We start from the raw sequence: 16,088 nt of genomic DNA on the forward strand, positions 1-16,088 counted from the left end.
TAAAAAAAGGGGAGGTTCACAGCAGGAACGTCCCCTTTTCTCATCTTATTTATTTTTGAGCAATTCAAATACTTGTTGCACGTCTTTGTCGCCGCGGCCGGAGATATTGACGATAATGGTATCTTCAGGTGATAAAGTTGGTGCAAGCTTCAATGCATGCGCGACTGCGTGGGAACTTTCAAGGGCGGGAATAATGCCTTCTGTTCTTGATAACACTTGGAATGCATCCAGCACTTCTTCGTTTGTGACAGTGACATATTCTCCGCGGCCTGTTTCATGCAAGTAAGCATGCAGCGGTCCCACACCCGGGTAGTCCAAGCCGGCAGCGATGCAGTCTGTTTCGAGCAAGTTGCCTTCTTCATCTTGAAGGACGTAGCTTTTGAAACCGTGAAGGACGCCTGGAGTCCCTTTGGTAAGCGTTGCGGCGCCTGCAGGTTCCACACCGATTAAGCGCACACTTTCATCGTTGATATAATGCGCGAAAGCACCAGCCGCATTACTGCCGCCACCAACTGCCGCCACAACCGCTGTCGGAAGTTTTCCTTCTTTTTCTAAGTGTTGTGCGCGGCTTTCCCGGCTGATCACGGATTGGAAATGTTCAACGATTTCAGGATATGGAGTAGGGCCAACTGCTGAACCTAGCAAATAGAAAGTATGATCATGGTTTTTCACTAAATCAAGGAATGCTTCATCCACCGCTTCTTTCAATAAGCCGTTTCCTTTATCGACAGCAACCACTTTTGCGCCGAGAAGCTCCATGCGGAACACATTCAACGCTTGGCGTTTCGTATCTTTTGCCCCCATGTAGATTGTGCATTCCATTCCGAACATCGCAGCCGCCGTCGCAGTGGCAACCCCGTGTTGGCCTGCTCCCGTTTCAGCGATGATTCTTTTTGCCCCCATGCGTTTGGCAAGCAGAATTTGGCCGAGTACGTTGTTCAATTTATGGGATCCTGTATGGTTCAAATCTTCCCGTTTTAAGTAAATTTTTGCTCCGCCCAATTTTTCTGTTAAATTTTTGGCGAAATAAAGAGGGGTTTCACGGCCGGCATATTCTTTCAAGTAATAATTGAGTTCTTCATTGAAAGCCGGGTCGTCTTTGACTTTTGCAAATTCTTCCGCAATTTTCTCCAGCACTTTTTGCACTTCTTCTGGAACGAAGCTGCCGCCATAGTTTCCGTAGTAACCGTTTTGAATTAAAGTTTGATTCATGTTTTCCAACTCCTTTTTTATATTATTGTCAGATAAGTCATGAAATTCAATAGGGAAAATATAAGAAGGCTGTCGATAATGCCACAAAACCTGTCAATAATGCCACAAAACATGGCAATATCGTCACAAAAAGTGTCAATATTGCCATAAAAACCGCCAATCATTAAGCCAGAGGAACCGTCTTCGAAGCTTTCACCAAGTGTTCAATCGTATCCCAATCATCTTTGGTCAAACAGTCGACAATCTTGCTTCCCACGATGACGCCACTTGCAAAGGAGCCGAATTGCTTCACGTGTTCAGGAGTGGAGATGCCGAAACCCGCCAACACCGGGGTATCGGTATAGCTTTGGATTTTTTTGAAATGGCTCTCCAAATCTCCTTCGAAAGTGGAGCGGGCGCCGGTGATTCCGTTGACCGTCACCGCATAAATGAATCCTTCGCTCGCTTTGGTCAATTTTTCGATCCGCTCCGGCGTACTTGTCAATGAAACAAGCTGCACTAAATCGATACCGGCTGCCTTCAAGGAAGGATGGACAAGGCCGCTTTCCTCCAGGGGCATATCCGGAATGATGACGCCACGAATCCCTACATCATAAGCATCTTTTGCGAACTCGCCAATTCCGTAGGCCAAAACCGGATTTAAATATGTCATCGCCACCAATGGAACGGTAATTTCCTCTGCAAAAGCGGCAAGGGTTTCAAGCACTTTTCTTAATGTCACGCCTTTTGCCAATGCCCGCATGCCAGCCTCTTCAATCGTCGGTCCATCCGCGACCGGATCGGTGAAAGGGATGCCCACTTCAATGGCCGTGACGCCGAGTTCCTGCAATTTCAAGATGGTGGGTTTCAACTTTTCAAGTCCACCATCACCGGCCATAATGTAGGGAATAAACGCTTTATGGCCTTGGCGGGTTGTTTCTAAAATCGCTTCTGTAATTCGGCTCATGCCAAGTCACCTCCAAAGGCATCGTAGATTGTGTGCACATCTTTATCACCGCGGCCGGATAAACAAACGACGATGATTTGATCTTTATCCATCGTTTTAGCCAGTTCCGTTGCATAGTGAACGGCATGGGCGCTCTCAAGGGCAGGGAGGATTCCTTCTGTCCGGCATAGAAGTTTCACTGCCGCAAGGGCTTCTTCATCCGTTGCCATCACGTATTTTGCGCGGCCGGTTTCATGCAGATAGCAATGTTCCGGGCCGACCCCGGGATAGTCAAGGCCCGCTGAGATGGAGTAGGCTTCCTGCACAAATCCGTTGTCATCCTGCAATAAGTACATATAAGCCCCGTGCAGTACGCCCGTTTTCCCGCCGTTGATGGCGGCTGCGTGTTTGCCGGTTTCAAACCCTTTTCCTGCAGCTTCCACACCGTACAAGGCAACTTCTTGATCTTCCACAAAAGGATGGAACATGCCGATGGAGTTGCTGCCGCCGCCGATGCAGGCCACAACCGCATCCGGAAGGCGGTTTTCCTTTTCTAAAATTTGTTTTTTCGTTTCATCCCCGATGACTCTCTGAAAATCGCGAACGATGGTAGGGAAGGGATGTGGTCCCATGGCGGAACCTAAGATGTAATGGGTTGTTTCCACGTTTGTCACCCAGTAGCGCAAGGCTTCGTTCACCGCATCTTTCAGCGTTCTGGATCCTTTTTCAACCGCAACCACTTTTGTGCCCAACAGTTCCATTCGGAATACGTTCAGCGCCTGGCGTTTCACATCTTCAGCCCCCATGAAGACGACGCATTCCATACCAAGCAGGGCGCAGGCGGTTGCCGTTGCCACACCGTGTTGGCCGGCACCTGTTTCCGCCACGATTTTCGTCTTGCCCATTTTTTTGGCGAGCAATGCCTGGCCGAGGGCGTTGTTGATTTTATGTGCGCCGGTATGGTTTAAATCTTCCCGTTTTAAATAAATTTTGGCGCCGCCGCAATGTTCCGTCAGCCGTTCCGCAAAGTAGAGGGGTGTCTCCCGGCCGACATAGTCTTTTAAATAATAGCGGAGTTCCTGTTGGAAGGACTCGTCATGTTTATAATGTTCATAGGCTTCTTCCAGTTCTTGTAAAGCGGTCATCAATGTTTCCGGAACAAATTGTCCGCCGAAACGGCCGAATTTGCCTTTGATTGTAGTCGTCATGTCAGTTAGCTCCTTTTACGGTTTGTTGTGAAGTTTTTACGGCTTGGATGAAGGATTGGATCAGTTCGCCGTTTTTTTCGCCATTTTGCTCAACACCGCTCGATACATCCACAGCGGAAGGCCGGACGGTGGCGATGGCTATTTGCACGTTTGAAGCATTAAGCCCACCTGCCAAAATCACTTTCTCCCTTGGGATGGAAAGTTGATCCAAAAGCGACCAGTCAAATACTTTTCCGCTTCCGCCTGCGTAGTCCGTTCCGGGTGCATCGAACAAATAGTAATCTACGTTAAACTTGCCGGCTTTCTTCACATCTTCCTCATCCCGAATGGAAAAGGCTTTGATGGAAGGGTAGCCCAATTGTTCAATAAAGGCCGGATCTTCATTGCCATGATATTGCACATAATCGAGCGGTACGTTTTCAAAAGCCTCTCTCACTTCGTTCTCAGTGGGATTGACGAAGACGCCCACTTTTTTCACGTGGTTCGGCACCAGTTTCGCCAGTTTCCGGGCTTTTTCAATGGAAATTTGCCGCTTGCTCGGCGCAAACACAAAGCCTACAAAATCAGCTCCCGCATTGACGGCACAAAGTACATGCACCGCTTCTTTCAACCCGCAAATTTTCACCTTCGTCATCGCTCTACATCCTCTAACGCCGGAAGTTGGATTTGAAACGATCTTAACGTGTCTTCCGGATTTCCGCTTCTCATCAATGATTCACCGACGAGGATTCCCCGCGCACCGGCGTTCGCCACCCGCTCAGCATCCGCTGTTTCAAAAATGCCGCTTTCACTGATGAAGGCGATGTTCGGATAACGGTTGATGGTTTCTGCAAGCTTTTCCGTTTGGGCCAAATCCACATGGAATGTTTTTAAATCCCTGTTGTTGACGCCAAGAAGTTTTGGTTGAATGCGGAGGGCACGCTCCAATTCTTCTTCGTTGTGCACTTCCACCAGAACTTCAAGACCCAGGTTTGTTGCGTACTCATGCAATCCGGCCAACGTTTCGTCATCCAAAGCGGCTACAATCAGAAGAATGACGGATGCACCGGCATGAAGGGCATAGTCGATCTGAACTTTATCGATGATGAAATCTTTATTTAAGATAGGGAGATGGACGTTTCTTGCAATGTCCGCCAAATCCTCAAAAGAACCTTTGAAATATTTTTCTTCCGTCAATACCGAAATGCAGGCGGCCCCTGCCTTTTCGTAGCGCTTCGCCTGTTCCACCGGGTCCACATCCGCATTGATGATGCCTTTGGAAGGGGAGGCGCGCTTCATTTCAGCGATAATTTGCAAAGTGTCCGATTTTCTGAGTGTCTCGTACAACGATGGCCGCTTTTTGATTGGCGCGTTCAAGTCGGGCGTTGTTCTTTTCAATTGAGGCAGGATGGATTTTTTATGTTCAATAATCGTATCTAAAATCGTCATCAGAATGTTTGCTCCTTTATGATGTTTTGGCTGAATTCAACGACTGCTTCAAGTTTCTCGTAAGCGCGTCCGGATTCGATGGCATCGCGGGCCATGCAGACGCCATCTTTCAGAGAATCAACGGCGCCATAAGCGAAGAAACCGAGCGCCGCATTCAAAACGACTGCATCATAATAAGGCGTGCGTTTTCCTCTTAATAAATCTTTTAAAATTTCCGCATTTTCTTCCGGCGTACCGCCACGGAGATGGGTGATGGATGCGGGTTGCAATCCCAATTCTTCAATGTTGATCGCCAATGGTTTAATTTCCCCATTCAGAAGCAGCACGGAGCGGTTCCGATGATCGAGGGAAGCTTCATCCATCCCTTCCGATCCCGATACAACAATTGCGCGTTTCCGTCCTAAAATGCGCAACACTTCCGCATAGTGTTCGACAAAATCCGGCCGGTTAATGCCGACGAGCTGACTGTCCAAGTCCACGGGATTTGTCAATGGACCGACCAGGTTAAAAATTGTCGGTTTTCCGATGGCCCGCCGAACTTCACCGATGCGTTTCAATTTCGGATGAACGGCAGGGGCGTAAAGAAAAACGATGCCTTCCCGCTTCAACAATTGGACGGATTCTTCGACTGTAAAATCTGTATGGATGCCCAATGCCTGAAGAACATCGGCGCTGCCGGAAGAGCTGGAAATTTTACGGTTGCCGTGTTTTGCCACTTTCACGCCGCTGCTTGCCAACACAAAAGCGGAAGTGGTGCTGATGTTGAAAGTTTGCAGACCATCGCCGCCGGTACCGCAATTGTCTATATAAGTCCCTTCCGGAACAGGAATTTTGATTGCATTGGATCTCATCACGATGGAAAGGGCGGCAACTTCTTCGGCTGTTTCTCCTTTTTCGCGGAGGGCCAGCAAAAATTCCGCAATGGCTTCTTTTGGCGTTTCGTCGTCAAAGATGATTTCCACCGCTTGAATCATTTCATCGTAGGGCAAATTTTCCTTTTGCTGAACTCGTTTTGTAAAAGCTTGAATGTTCATTCTATCATCCTCCAAATTTGATAAATTTGAAGTTTAGATAGAATAGCCGCAATAAAAAACCTCTGCAAACGGGCGTGAAATCCCATTTGCAGAGGACGACCGTGCTGCCGCGTTGCCACCTCTGTTGAAGTAACGACTACTTCCACCTCAGTGTGCCCAGCTGTGTGGGGCACTTCCCGATAACGAGGGAAAGACGTCAACCACTTGCGCAGTTGCTCTCGTAAGGCCCATTCACGAATGGCATGCGCCAGTTTTCACCGTCCACTGGCTCTCTTAAGCGATGCACAGTTCGTTACTTTTCCTTACTCATCAATTTTGGCTCGGCTATTCTCTACTAAACTCAGGCTCAACTCAACTCGTTGCGGTGCTGTGCTTCCACAGCCTTTCTCCGCCACGAACAATTTAATTGATGACTATTTTATTCAGAAATTGTATGAATGTCAATAATATTCACGCAATTTCATGAAAAAGAAACACAAAACCCGGGGCACATCCCTGCACCCCGGGTTGATATCACTTATCGATCAGATGTTTGAAATCCAATCGTTTGTCCAGCAATTTCATGATTGGTATGCCAATTAACAATACAACTGCCTCCCCGACGGCTGTAGTCAGCCATGAAAGCCAGAACGGTAACTCCAACGCCAATTTCAATTCCAAGGCGATGATCCACATCATGAAGGTGAAGACAAATGAGTTGATCAACATGCGGACAACGACGTTTTTCACAAATTTGCCCACGATGATCAAAATCGTCAAACAAATAACGGAGTGGGCCACCCCGAACACCAAATCAAACCAGCCAAGGGGTGAAAACAGATTTGAGATGAACACCCCCAAAACAACCCCTAACATATAGCGGGGGTTGAAAGCGATCAAATGGTTGAAGATTTCGGCTATGCGAAATTGGATATCGCCGAAGCTCAAAAAAGACAGCGTATAGGTTACGGCAATATAAAGTGCGGCAATAATCGCGGTTACTGCCATGAATTTTGGTTTCATTATTTTTCACTCCTTAGTTTTTTATCGTGGGATTTCGCGAACCACGGTGTGTTGAACACACAAAAAAACATTATATTACATTCGGGAGAAAGAAGCAAATTGAGTGTTGGAATAATTTACCTTATATATAGGTGCTTTTTATCATAAAAAATTTTACGGTTATTTCACAAAATATTCATTATTTTTATATAACATTTTCTCTGGAAAACCCACGTAATTTACTGGTTTAAAGCGTTAAATTGTTATTATTGAAAGAATAAAATGAATATTTTTGAATTCAGAACATTCCTAATGTTATTGACTGTTCTTTTATGAAAATGTAATATAACGTTAAACTTCGCTTTATTCGAATAAAGCGAAAATTTATGTTAGAAATAGTCAGAAATTTTAAAGAATATCGGGGGGAATTTGATGAAAAGTAGTATGAAAAAACTATCATTTTTATTGTTTGGTTTATTATTGCTTCTAGCTGCTTGCGGCGGCGGTAATGACAATACATCTGACTCGGGTGACAGCAAAGATAAAGAAGCGACGGAAGAAACAAAAACTTACAAGATTGGTGTTACACAAATCGTTGAACACCCATCTTTGAACGCGGCATACCAAGGATTCCAGGATGCGTTGAAAGATGCGGGACTAAAAGTTGAATATGATTATCAAATTGCGCAAAACGATAACAGTTTGAATACACAAATTGCACAAAATCTAGCAAATGCGGGAGTAGATTTGATTTTTGCGAACTCCACTCCATCTGCACAAGCTGCGAAAAACGTAACATCCGATATTCCAATCGTGTTTACGTCCGTAACAGATCCGGTTGCAGCTCAATTGATCGATTCCATCGAATCTCCTGGCGCTAACGTGACTGGTACAATCGACTTGCATCCAGATGCAATCAAAACAACGGTGGAATTCATGAAAAATGAATTGGGCGTTGAAAAAGTGGGTATGGTTTACAACGCCGGTGAACAAAACTCCGTGGCACAAGTGAACCAAGTGAAAGAAATTGCGGAATCATTGGGAATGAAAGTTGAATCCGCAACAGTGGCACAAAGTTCAGAAATCAAGCAGGCAGCGGAATCTTTGATCGGCAAAGTGGATGCCTTCTATATCATCACAGACAACACAGTGGTATCCGCTCTTGAATCTGTAATTCAAGTAGCAGACAGCAACAAATTGCCGCTTGTTGTCGGAGAATTTGACTCTGTAAGACGCGGCGGATTGTTGGCATTTGGCTTTGAATACTACGATATCGGTTACCAAGCTGGCGAAATGGCTGTGAAAATCTTGAAAGGTGAAGCGACACCGGCAGATATTCCTGCAGAATATCCAGCGACATTGAAATTGGTAATGAATAAAGATGCTGTTGAAAAACTTGGCCTTGAAGTGAAAGAAGAGTGGAAAGCAGAGCTTGTAGAAACAGAAAAATAATGAATTTCGACATGTTAGGAGAGATGATTCAATATGTTTGCAGCAATGTTCGGTTCAGTTGAGCAAGGAATCATCTACGCGATTATGGCACTCGGAGTGTATCTAACATTCCGAGTGTTAGATTTTCCGGACTTAACGGTAGATGGTAGTTTTGTAACGGGTGCGGCCACGGCTGCGACGATGATCGTGCTGGGGTATCATCCCATTTTGGCTACGCTCGCTGCAATTGTTGTAGGATTTATAGCAGGATGCATCACTGGTTTATTACATACAAAAGGGAACATTAATCCGCTCCTTGCCGGTATCATTATGATGATTGGCCTCTATTCCGTAAACCTGCGAATCATGGGTCTCTCAAATGAAAATGCAACGAGCCTTCCGAACGTTCCCCTCCTGAACAGTGAAACCATCTTCACGCAGTTTTTAAAATTCTGGGAACCATTAGGGATTGATTCGGCATTAAATAATCTCCTTTCGGGTTTAGGAGTAAGCACACTTCCGAAAACTTGGGGAATCCTATTTATCATGATCATCCTGACAGCCGCACTGAAGTTGGTAGTCGACTGGTTCTTGAAAACAGAAGTGGGACTTGCCATTCGTGCGACAGGGGATAACAAACGGATGATTCGCAGCTTTTCGGCAAATACGGATCATTTGATCATTTTGGGGGTTGGGCTTTCCAACGCGCTTGTCGCATTGGCCGGTGCGCTAATTGCCCAATATTCCAAATACTCCGATGCCACAATGGGTATTGGGATGATTACAGTGGGTCTTGCCTCTGTCATTATTGGGGAAGCGATTTTTGGAACGAAATCCATCATGCGCACAACGTTTGCCGTCGTGATCGGGGCTATTATTTATCGTATTGTGCTGGCGCTCGCGTTGCGGATCCAATTCCTCGATGCAAGTGATATGAAGTTGATAACGGCGATTATCGTTATCTTGGCATTGATTGTTCCGCAAATGATCGAAAAGCAAAAAGATAAGAAGCGGAAAGCGAAACGGCTCCAGGCAAAAATATGACATCAACAACGGAGAAAGGGGGGCGAACAATTTGCTTAAACTGGAAGGCATTACAAAAATCTTTAATGAAGGAACTCCGGATGAAAAAGTGGCATTGAAAAATATCAATCTCCATTTAAAACCGGGAGATTTCGTAACGGTCATCGGAAGTAACGGTGCCGGAAAATCGACGATGATGAACATGATTTCCGGAGTGTTGACACCGGACGTCGGAAAAGTATGGATTGATGGAAAAGATGTAACGGGTTTGCCCGAATATAAGCGTTCCCATTTTATTGGACGCGTCTTCCAAGACCCGATGGCAGGGACGGCGCCAACGATGACGATTGAAGAGAATCTTGCCATCGCTTATGCACGAAATGCCAAACGCACGTTGCGTTTAGGGGTGAACCGGGAGCGTCGTGATTTCTTCCGCACGGCTCTTGAAAAATTGCATTTGAATTTGGAAAACCGGTTAAATGCAAAGGTCGGTTTATTGTCCGGCGGGGAAAGACAAGCCTTGTCCTTGTTGATGGCAACTTTTACGAAACCGTCCATCTTATTGCTTGATGAACACACGGCAGCCCTTGACCCTTCCCGGGCGGAATTGATTACAAATTTGACAAAGCAATTGGTGGAAGAAAATCATTTGACAACGTTGATGGTAACCCACAACATGCAACAGGCCATCGATTTGGGGAACCGATTGATTATGATGGATAAAGGGCAAATTATCTTGGAAGTGGATGAAGAGCAAAAACCAAACTTGACAATCCCTGACTTAATGGCGGAATTCGAACGAATCCGTGGTGAAAAAATGACCACTGACCGAACATTGTTGGGGTGATTGGATCAGTTTAGAAACCAACTCTTGGGAACAAGGGTTGGTTTTTTATTTTTGAAAGGATTGAGGAAGTGCTGATTTTCAAGGTTTTTTGGAGTCCAAAAATCATTTTTGGAGCACTTTTTGCGGTTGCGGGAAAGGGAGGGGGATTATGAAGATTTTCCCCGAAATGCAATTATAAGGACAAAGAGGTGATAATCGAGTCTTTGCATGATGATGCATTATTAATTAAACCTTGGATTACGGATGCAGAATTTGGCCGTTTTTTCAACATTCCATCAAGAACAGCTTATGAAGAAAACTCCCTCTTCAGCAGCAAGGGGAAAAGAGAGGGGGAGTTTATATCATCTCTAAAACATTTAGGAGTGGAAACAATCATTCCGATAGAAATCTCCTGTCGATATTGTCACAAAAATGGGGAATATGTTCTCAAAATCAGGTGATATTGTCACAAAATCTAAAGATAAAAATATCTTCTCCTAAAAAAACCCGAGCTCTTTTTCGCCCGGGTTTTGCCATGATCAAATCAACAATCCAAATAGTGTGCTGTCTTTATTCACTTCTTTAAATTCAAAACCGTTGACGCGCATGCGGTCGATCAAGCCTTCATAATCTTCCGGTTTGCTTATTTCGATTCCGACTAATGCAGGTCCCTCTTCTTTGTTGTTTTTCTTTGTATATTCAAAACGGGTGATATCGTCATTCGGACCAAGAACCACAGTCAAGAATTGACGCAACGCTCCCGCCCGTTGAGGGAAGTTGACGATGAAGTAATGCAACAATCCTTCATATAATAAGGACTTTTCTTTGATTTCCTGCATGCGGCTGATATCGTTGTTACCGCCGGTGATGATGGCGACGGCCGTTTTTCCTTTCAAATGATCCGCATAGAGATCAAGGGCGGCCACCGGCAATGCACCGGATGGTTCTGCAATGATGGCGTGTTTATTATATAAATCCAGGATAGTTGTACTTACTTTTCCTTCTGGCACTGTAATAATATCGTCCAAATATTTGCGGCAAATTTCATAGGTTTTTTGCCCGACACATTGAACAGCTGTACCGTCGCAGAATTTATCGATTTTTTCCAAAGTGGTTGGGCCTCCGTTTTCAAAGGCGGCTTTCATACTTGGAGCGCCTTCCGGTTCCACGCCGATCACTTTCGTATTTGGCGAAATGTTTTTAATATAGGCAGCCACTCCGCTCATGAGTCCGCCGCCGCCGATTCCGCCAAACACAAAATCAAGGGGCTCATCGATATCATTTAAAATTTCCACGCCGACCGTCCCTTGTCCTGCGATAATATCATAATCGTCAAATGGATGGATGAAGATCATCTCATGTTCCAAGCAGTAATCCATTGCCGCATTGGCGGAATCGTCAAATGTATCGCCGGCAAGCACAATTTCCACATAATCGCGGCCGAACATGCGCACCTGATCGATTTTTTGCTTTGGTGTGGTGAGCGGCATAAAAATAGTCCCTTTAATTTTTAAATGGGAGCAGGAATAGGCGACACCTTGGGCATGATTGCCCGCACTGGCGCAAACGACGCCCCGTGCGCGTGCTTCATTTTCGATTTTTTTTATTTTATAATAGGCACCCCGCAGTTTGAAGGAGCGCACTGATTGCAAATCTTCGCGTTTTAAATAAATATTGGCGCCATATTTTTCAGACAAATATTCATTCTTTTGCAATGGTGTGTGAGTGACGACATCTTTCAACTGATGTTGTGCTTTTAAAATGTTCTCCACTGTAAAACTTTTATCAGCAACTTCCATTTTAATTTAAACCTCCATGAGCATTCAGCATTAATATATTTTAACATAAGATTCGATATTTTATGAAATTTATTAACACTGTCACAAAATACTACCGATTATGTATGCGAATTTTCAGAAAAAACTTTTTGGATATAAATAATATACAGAATAGTCTAAAGACAGCTTTCAAAAAAATCAAGGAAATCTCAATAAAAAAAGAAAAATTTATTTGTTTAAATCGTTAAAGCGTTTTCATGGTATAAACAATAAAAAAACACCATTTTCACAAAGGAAAATGGTGTTAACCGTGTCAAAAAATGAGGTGGGCAATAAGGGCGACAATCGGAATCGAAATGATTGTGCGGATTAAAAAGATGACGAACAAATCCCATAATTTTAATGGAAGTTTTGTACCTAAAATCAAACCGCCGACTTCAGACATGTAAATCAATTGAGTGACGGAGACCGTTGCAATGAAGAAGCGCGTCAATTCCGACTCGATTCCTGCTCCGAGGATTGATGGAAGCAGCATGTCCGCAAAGCCGATGATCATCGTTTGGGCCGCATCATCTGCAAAAGGAATTTGGAACAACTGTAAAATCGGTTCAAACGGCATTCCCAACACTTTAAAGAAGCTTGTATATTCCGCAAGAATCAAGGCGATCGTACCGAATGACATGATGACGGGCGTAATCGCAAACCACATTTCCAGCACATTTTTAAAGCCGGAGCCAATGACCTTCAATAAATTTTTATTGCTTTCGGCTTTTTCCAACGCATTTTGCAGACCGAAAGAAAACACATTAAAGCCTTTTGGAATATCTTCACGGTGAGCTTCGGGGGAAGAACCGTCGAAATACGTATCCGGTTTATTTCTCAAAGGATAAATTCTCGGCATAATCACCGCCAAAATCAGCCCAACCAAAATGACTGTCCCGTAAAACTGCAAGAAATATTGGCTGAGCCCCGCCGTCTCGACAATCACAAAGCAGAAGGTGATGGAAACGACCGAGAACGTTGTCGCAATGGCCGCCGCTTCCCGTGCTGTATAGTTTCCTTCCTCATATTGTCTGTTAGTTAGAAGGACCCCGATGGTACCGTCGCCAACCCATGATGCCAAACAGTCGATGGCTGCCCGTCCAGGTATTTTGAAAATCGGACGCATGATTTTCACCATCATGGAGCCGAAAAATTCCAATAATCCGAAATCCGTTAAAAGGGGCAGCAACAACCCGGCAAACAGGAATAACGAAAACATCATCGTCACCAAGCCGCCATCCGGATTCAATAACAAACCGGCTGTATTTTCGCTTGTGAACGCTTCCGGCCCGGTTTGGAACAAATACAATGTCGCAAAAATCACCGCCAAAACCCGCATGATCGTCCAAAACAAACGGGTGCGGAATAACGCATCAAAAATCGTCACTTTCCCTGATTGCGGTACAAAGTGCATCACAATCGATCCAACGGCTGCAATAATAAACACTACATACGCAAACCAGTGGATAAAAGAAACGACTTTAGCCGAAAGTCCATTGGCAAAAATTGCAACAGGAACTTTAAGTCCATCCGGCGTGCCCACCGGAATAATAAATAAACAGATTCCCAATATTGAAAGACATATAAAAAGAAACCATATATATGGATTGAATTTTTTTGTCATAAGTACCCCTCATTTAATTTGGATTGCATATTTATACACTATAAATGCTATTTATACGATTGTCTATATATTGAGAAAAAGAAATTATATTCCGAAATTTTATACTTTTTGCACAGTTTTTCTGCAACACGATTGAAAAATGTGAATCAATGCAAAAAAACACACCATTTCTTGTGAAAAAATGGTGTGTTTGGTATGAAAATCTACTATTTAATATTAATGATGTGATACTTCGGATACTGCAACGCCGGTATTCGCTTTAACGCGGATTTCATTGTAGATTTTTTCGGCGTCTTCCGCTTTATTTGAAGTGAGTACAGTACCCAAATATCCAGCGATAAAGCCTAAAGGAATAGTAATGATGGCTGGAACTGAAAGAGGAACTAATGGATCGCCGACAAAAATTGCCGCGCCTTCCACTGGGCTCCATACGTTTGGTCCCAATGCCCCCAATACCAAGCAGGAAATCAAACCTGTTGCCATTGCAGCAATAACCCCGTTTGAATTGAATCTTTTCCAGTAGATTGTATATAAAATCACCGGCAAGTTGGCTGATGCGCCAATGCAGAAAGCAAATGACACAAGGAATGAAACGTTTAAGCTTTGGGCAAACAGCGCCAAAATGATTGAAATCACGGCAATTGAAATGGAACCGATACGGGCTGCCAATACTTGTTGTTTCTCAGTCAATTTTCCGTCTTTGATAATTTCTCCATAAATATCATGGGAAATTGCAGAAGCGCCAGTCAATACCAACCCGGACACTACCGCCAAAATTGTGGCGAATGCAACGGCTGCAACGAATGATAATAGAATGTTGCCGCCCAAATATTCCGCCAATAGTGGAGCTGCCGTATTTCCGGCGGCGTTTTCCGCCTTGATCACGTCAATACCGACAAAGTGCATTGCACCGAATCCCAAGAAAATTGTCAATGAGAAGAAAATGGCCGTAATCCAAGTTGTCCAAGAAATGGACGTGCGGGCCGTTTTCGCATCTTTTACCGTAAAGAATCTCATTAAAATATGCGGCAGGCCGGATGTTCCCAATACCAACGCCATCATCATCGATACAGAATCGATCATGGAAGTATATTTGATTCCCGGAACTAAGAATTGATCCCCGTGTTGAGTGGAGATGGTGTCAAACATTTTCATTAAACTAAAATCAAATTTCCAGAATACTAAGAATGCCAATATTGTTGTACCGAACAATAACAGGCAGGCTTTGATAATTTGCACCCAGGAAGTGGCAGTCATTCCGCCAAACAATACGTATGTTGTCATCATGACGCCGACGATAATCACGGCCAACCAATAATCAATGCCGAACAATAATTTAATGAGAGCCCCTGCACCAACAAGTTGGGCAATCATATAAAGGATAACGATTGTAATCGTGGAAGTCGCTGCGATGCCGCGGATGCGCTTTTCCGTGAAACGGGCAGTCAACATGTCCGCCAATGTGTAACGTCCCAGATTGCGCATTGGTTCAGCAATAATGTAAAGAAGCACCAAGTTTGCTACAACATACCCGACAGAGAAGAAGAATCCATCGAATCCGGTTAGCGCAATCGCACCGGATACCCCTAAAAACGCAGCTGCCGATAAATAGTCACCGGCAATGGCTAGCCCGTTTTGCCAACCTTTTAATCCGCCGCCGGCTGTATAGAAATCACTGGCCGAAGATGTGCGTTTGGCGGCAACATACGTTACGACCAATGTCAAACCTACAATTCCCAAGAAGAATATTACTGTCACTAAATTCATTACTCTGCACCACCTTGTTCATATTCGCGTAAAACATCAGCAGCGATTTGATCGAATTTTGGTGCCATTTTTGTATATAAAGCGCAAAGCACCACTGTCATGACGAAAAGGCCGGCAGAATAAACCCAAACACCAGTAATGTTGCCAATCCACTTCTGTTGTAATACAGGTGTGAACGCTAAAATTGGCAATAAGATGTAGAGGAACAAAAATATCCCAGTTGTACCGAATAAAAAGGCGTTTTTCTTTCTTACAAACTTGTTGAAAGAATCCATATGATTGATTTTGTCGTAATTTATGGAAACATCTTTAGCCTTTTTTACCGATACTTCCTTTTTCTCTTTTGTTAAATTCGGTTTTTTTACTGTTGATACATTCACCATATCAAATTCCCCCTTGCGAAAAATTATTCTGTTTAAAGCGAATTATTTCTGCTCCATCCCTTTCGCATGATACTATTCTAGGAGACAGAATCTTATAATTCAATACTAAAATTTTGTGACATTCAACTCTCAAAATATTCCATATCAATTAACTATCTTTGAGTTATCAATAATTTTTCTTTAAATTTTTCGGCAAGGAGGGGGAGGGAAAGTTTTACTCAAAGAATATTCGACGATTTATTTGTATAAAAAAGATAAAAATAAACAAGATGCAGAAATGTACATTTTGGGCAGGTCGGTATAATAATTTGTGAAAAATATAACATAATTCAAATTTCTGTTATACAACAATTTCGGTATGATAAAAATTTGATAACTCGAAAAATTAAAAAAATTTCTCTTGACAGAGAATTTAACCTCGATTTT

14 protein-coding genes, 1 riboswitch and 1 other annotated feature are annotated in these 16,088 nt (G+C 43.8%); of the genes, 3 read left to right on the top strand and 11 right to left on the bottom strand.

Annotated features, from left to right (window positions below; genetic code table 11):
- Positions 1-45: 45 nt before the first annotated feature.
- From trpB (NST13_RS14240) to NST13_RS14270, 7 genes are all read right to left on the bottom strand, one after another.
- Positions 46-1,212 carry a tryptophan synthase subunit beta gene (trpB, locus tag NST13_RS14240; RefSeq protein WP_342470394.1) on the bottom strand — a complete coding sequence of 389 codons (1,167 nt, stop codon included), beginning with the start codon at positions 1,210-1,212 and terminating at the stop codon, positions 46-48.
- Positions 1,213-1,375: 163 nt separating this feature from the next.
- Positions 1,376-2,158 (bottom strand): tryptophan synthase subunit alpha, encoded by a 783-nt coding sequence (trpA, locus tag NST13_RS14245; protein ID WP_342580876.1) that lies wholly within the window; start codon positions 2,156-2,158, stop codon positions 1,376-1,378.
- Positions 2,155-3,345, bottom strand: a complete 1,191-nt coding sequence (trpB, locus tag NST13_RS14250) for a tryptophan synthase subunit beta (RefSeq protein WP_342470392.1) — start codon at positions 3,343-3,345, stop codon at positions 2,155-2,157. Before trpB (NST13_RS14250) ends, trpA begins: the two co-directional genes overlap by 4 nt.
- A gap of 1 nt (position 3,346) precedes the next feature.
- Complete coding sequence (locus NST13_RS14255) at positions 3,347-3,979, bottom strand: phosphoribosylanthranilate isomerase (RefSeq protein ID WP_342580877.1); 633 nt, start codon at positions 3,977-3,979, stop codon at positions 3,347-3,349.
- Positions 3,976-4,773 (bottom strand): indole-3-glycerol phosphate synthase TrpC, encoded by a 798-nt coding sequence (gene trpC, locus NST13_RS14260; RefSeq protein WP_342580878.1) that lies wholly within the window; start codon positions 4,771-4,773, stop codon positions 3,976-3,978. Before trpC ends, NST13_RS14255 begins: the two co-directional genes overlap by 4 nt.
- Positions 4,773-5,807, bottom strand: a complete 1,035-nt coding sequence (trpD, locus tag NST13_RS14265; RefSeq protein WP_342580879.1) for an anthranilate phosphoribosyltransferase — start codon at positions 5,805-5,807, stop codon at positions 4,773-4,775. The genes trpC and trpD overlap by 1 nt, the downstream gene beginning before the upstream one ends.
- An 88-nt stretch (positions 5,808-5,895) precedes the next feature.
- Positions 5,896-6,126, bottom strand: a binding site (T-box leader).
- A gap of 194 nt (positions 6,127-6,320) precedes the next feature.
- On the bottom strand, positions 6,321-6,809 hold the full coding sequence (locus NST13_RS14270; protein ID WP_342470388.1) for a QueT transporter family protein: 489 nt from the start codon (positions 6,807-6,809) through the stop codon (positions 6,321-6,323).
- Positions 6,810-6,816: 7 nt separating this feature from the next.
- Positions 6,817-6,860: riboswitch (PreQ1 riboswitch) on the bottom strand.
- Positions 6,861-7,220: 360 nt separating this feature from the next.
- On the opposite strand from NST13_RS14270, the gene NST13_RS14275 reads away from it, so the two are divergent.
- From NST13_RS14275 to NST13_RS14285, 3 genes are read left to right on the top strand one after another with little or no spacing between them, the layout of a single operon-like run.
- A complete protein-coding gene (locus tag NST13_RS14275; RefSeq protein WP_342470387.1) occupies positions 7,221-8,240 on the top strand; it encodes an ABC transporter substrate-binding protein in 1,020 nt (339 codons plus the stop codon).
- Between the two features lie 33 nt (positions 8,241-8,273).
- Positions 8,274-9,263, top strand: coding sequence for an ABC transporter permease (locus NST13_RS14280; protein ID WP_342580880.1), 990 nt, complete (start codon positions 8,274-8,276; stop codon positions 9,261-9,263).
- A gap of 31 nt (positions 9,264-9,294) precedes the next feature.
- A complete protein-coding gene (locus NST13_RS14285; RefSeq protein WP_342470385.1) occupies positions 9,295-10,089 on the top strand; it encodes an ABC transporter ATP-binding protein in 795 nt (264 codons plus the stop codon).
- A gap of 518 nt (positions 10,090-10,607) precedes the next feature.
- On the opposite strand, the gene ilvA is transcribed toward NST13_RS14285, so the two are convergent.
- The 4 genes from ilvA to NST13_RS14305 all read right to left on the bottom strand — a co-directional run bounded on the left by ilvA (position 10,608) and on the right by NST13_RS14305 (position 15,554).
- The gene (gene ilvA, locus NST13_RS14290) at positions 10,608-11,867 is read right to left on the bottom strand and encodes a threonine ammonia-lyase IlvA (protein WP_342470384.1); all 1,260 of its coding nucleotides are present in this window, start codon (positions 11,865-11,867) and stop codon (positions 10,608-10,610) included.
- 292 nt (positions 11,868-12,159) lie between these two features.
- A complete protein-coding gene (locus NST13_RS14295) occupies positions 12,160-13,512 on the bottom strand; it encodes a YjiH family protein (protein WP_342580881.1) in 1,353 nt (450 codons plus the stop codon).
- A gap of 216 nt (positions 13,513-13,728) precedes the next feature.
- A complete protein-coding gene (locus tag NST13_RS14300; protein ID WP_342580882.1) occupies positions 13,729-15,279 on the bottom strand; it encodes a cation acetate symporter in 1,551 nt (516 codons plus the stop codon).
- Positions 15,279-15,554, bottom strand: a complete 276-nt coding sequence (locus NST13_RS14305; protein WP_342581867.1) for a DUF485 domain-containing protein — start codon at positions 15,552-15,554, stop codon at positions 15,279-15,281. The genes NST13_RS14300 and NST13_RS14305 overlap by 1 nt, the downstream gene beginning before the upstream one ends.
- Positions 15,555-16,088 lie beyond the last annotated feature (534 nt).

It is taken from the genome of Ureibacillus sp. FSL W7-1570 (assembly GCF_038593265.1).
GTDB lineage: Bacteria > Bacillota > Bacilli > Bacillales_A > Planococcaceae > Ureibacillus > Ureibacillus suwonensis.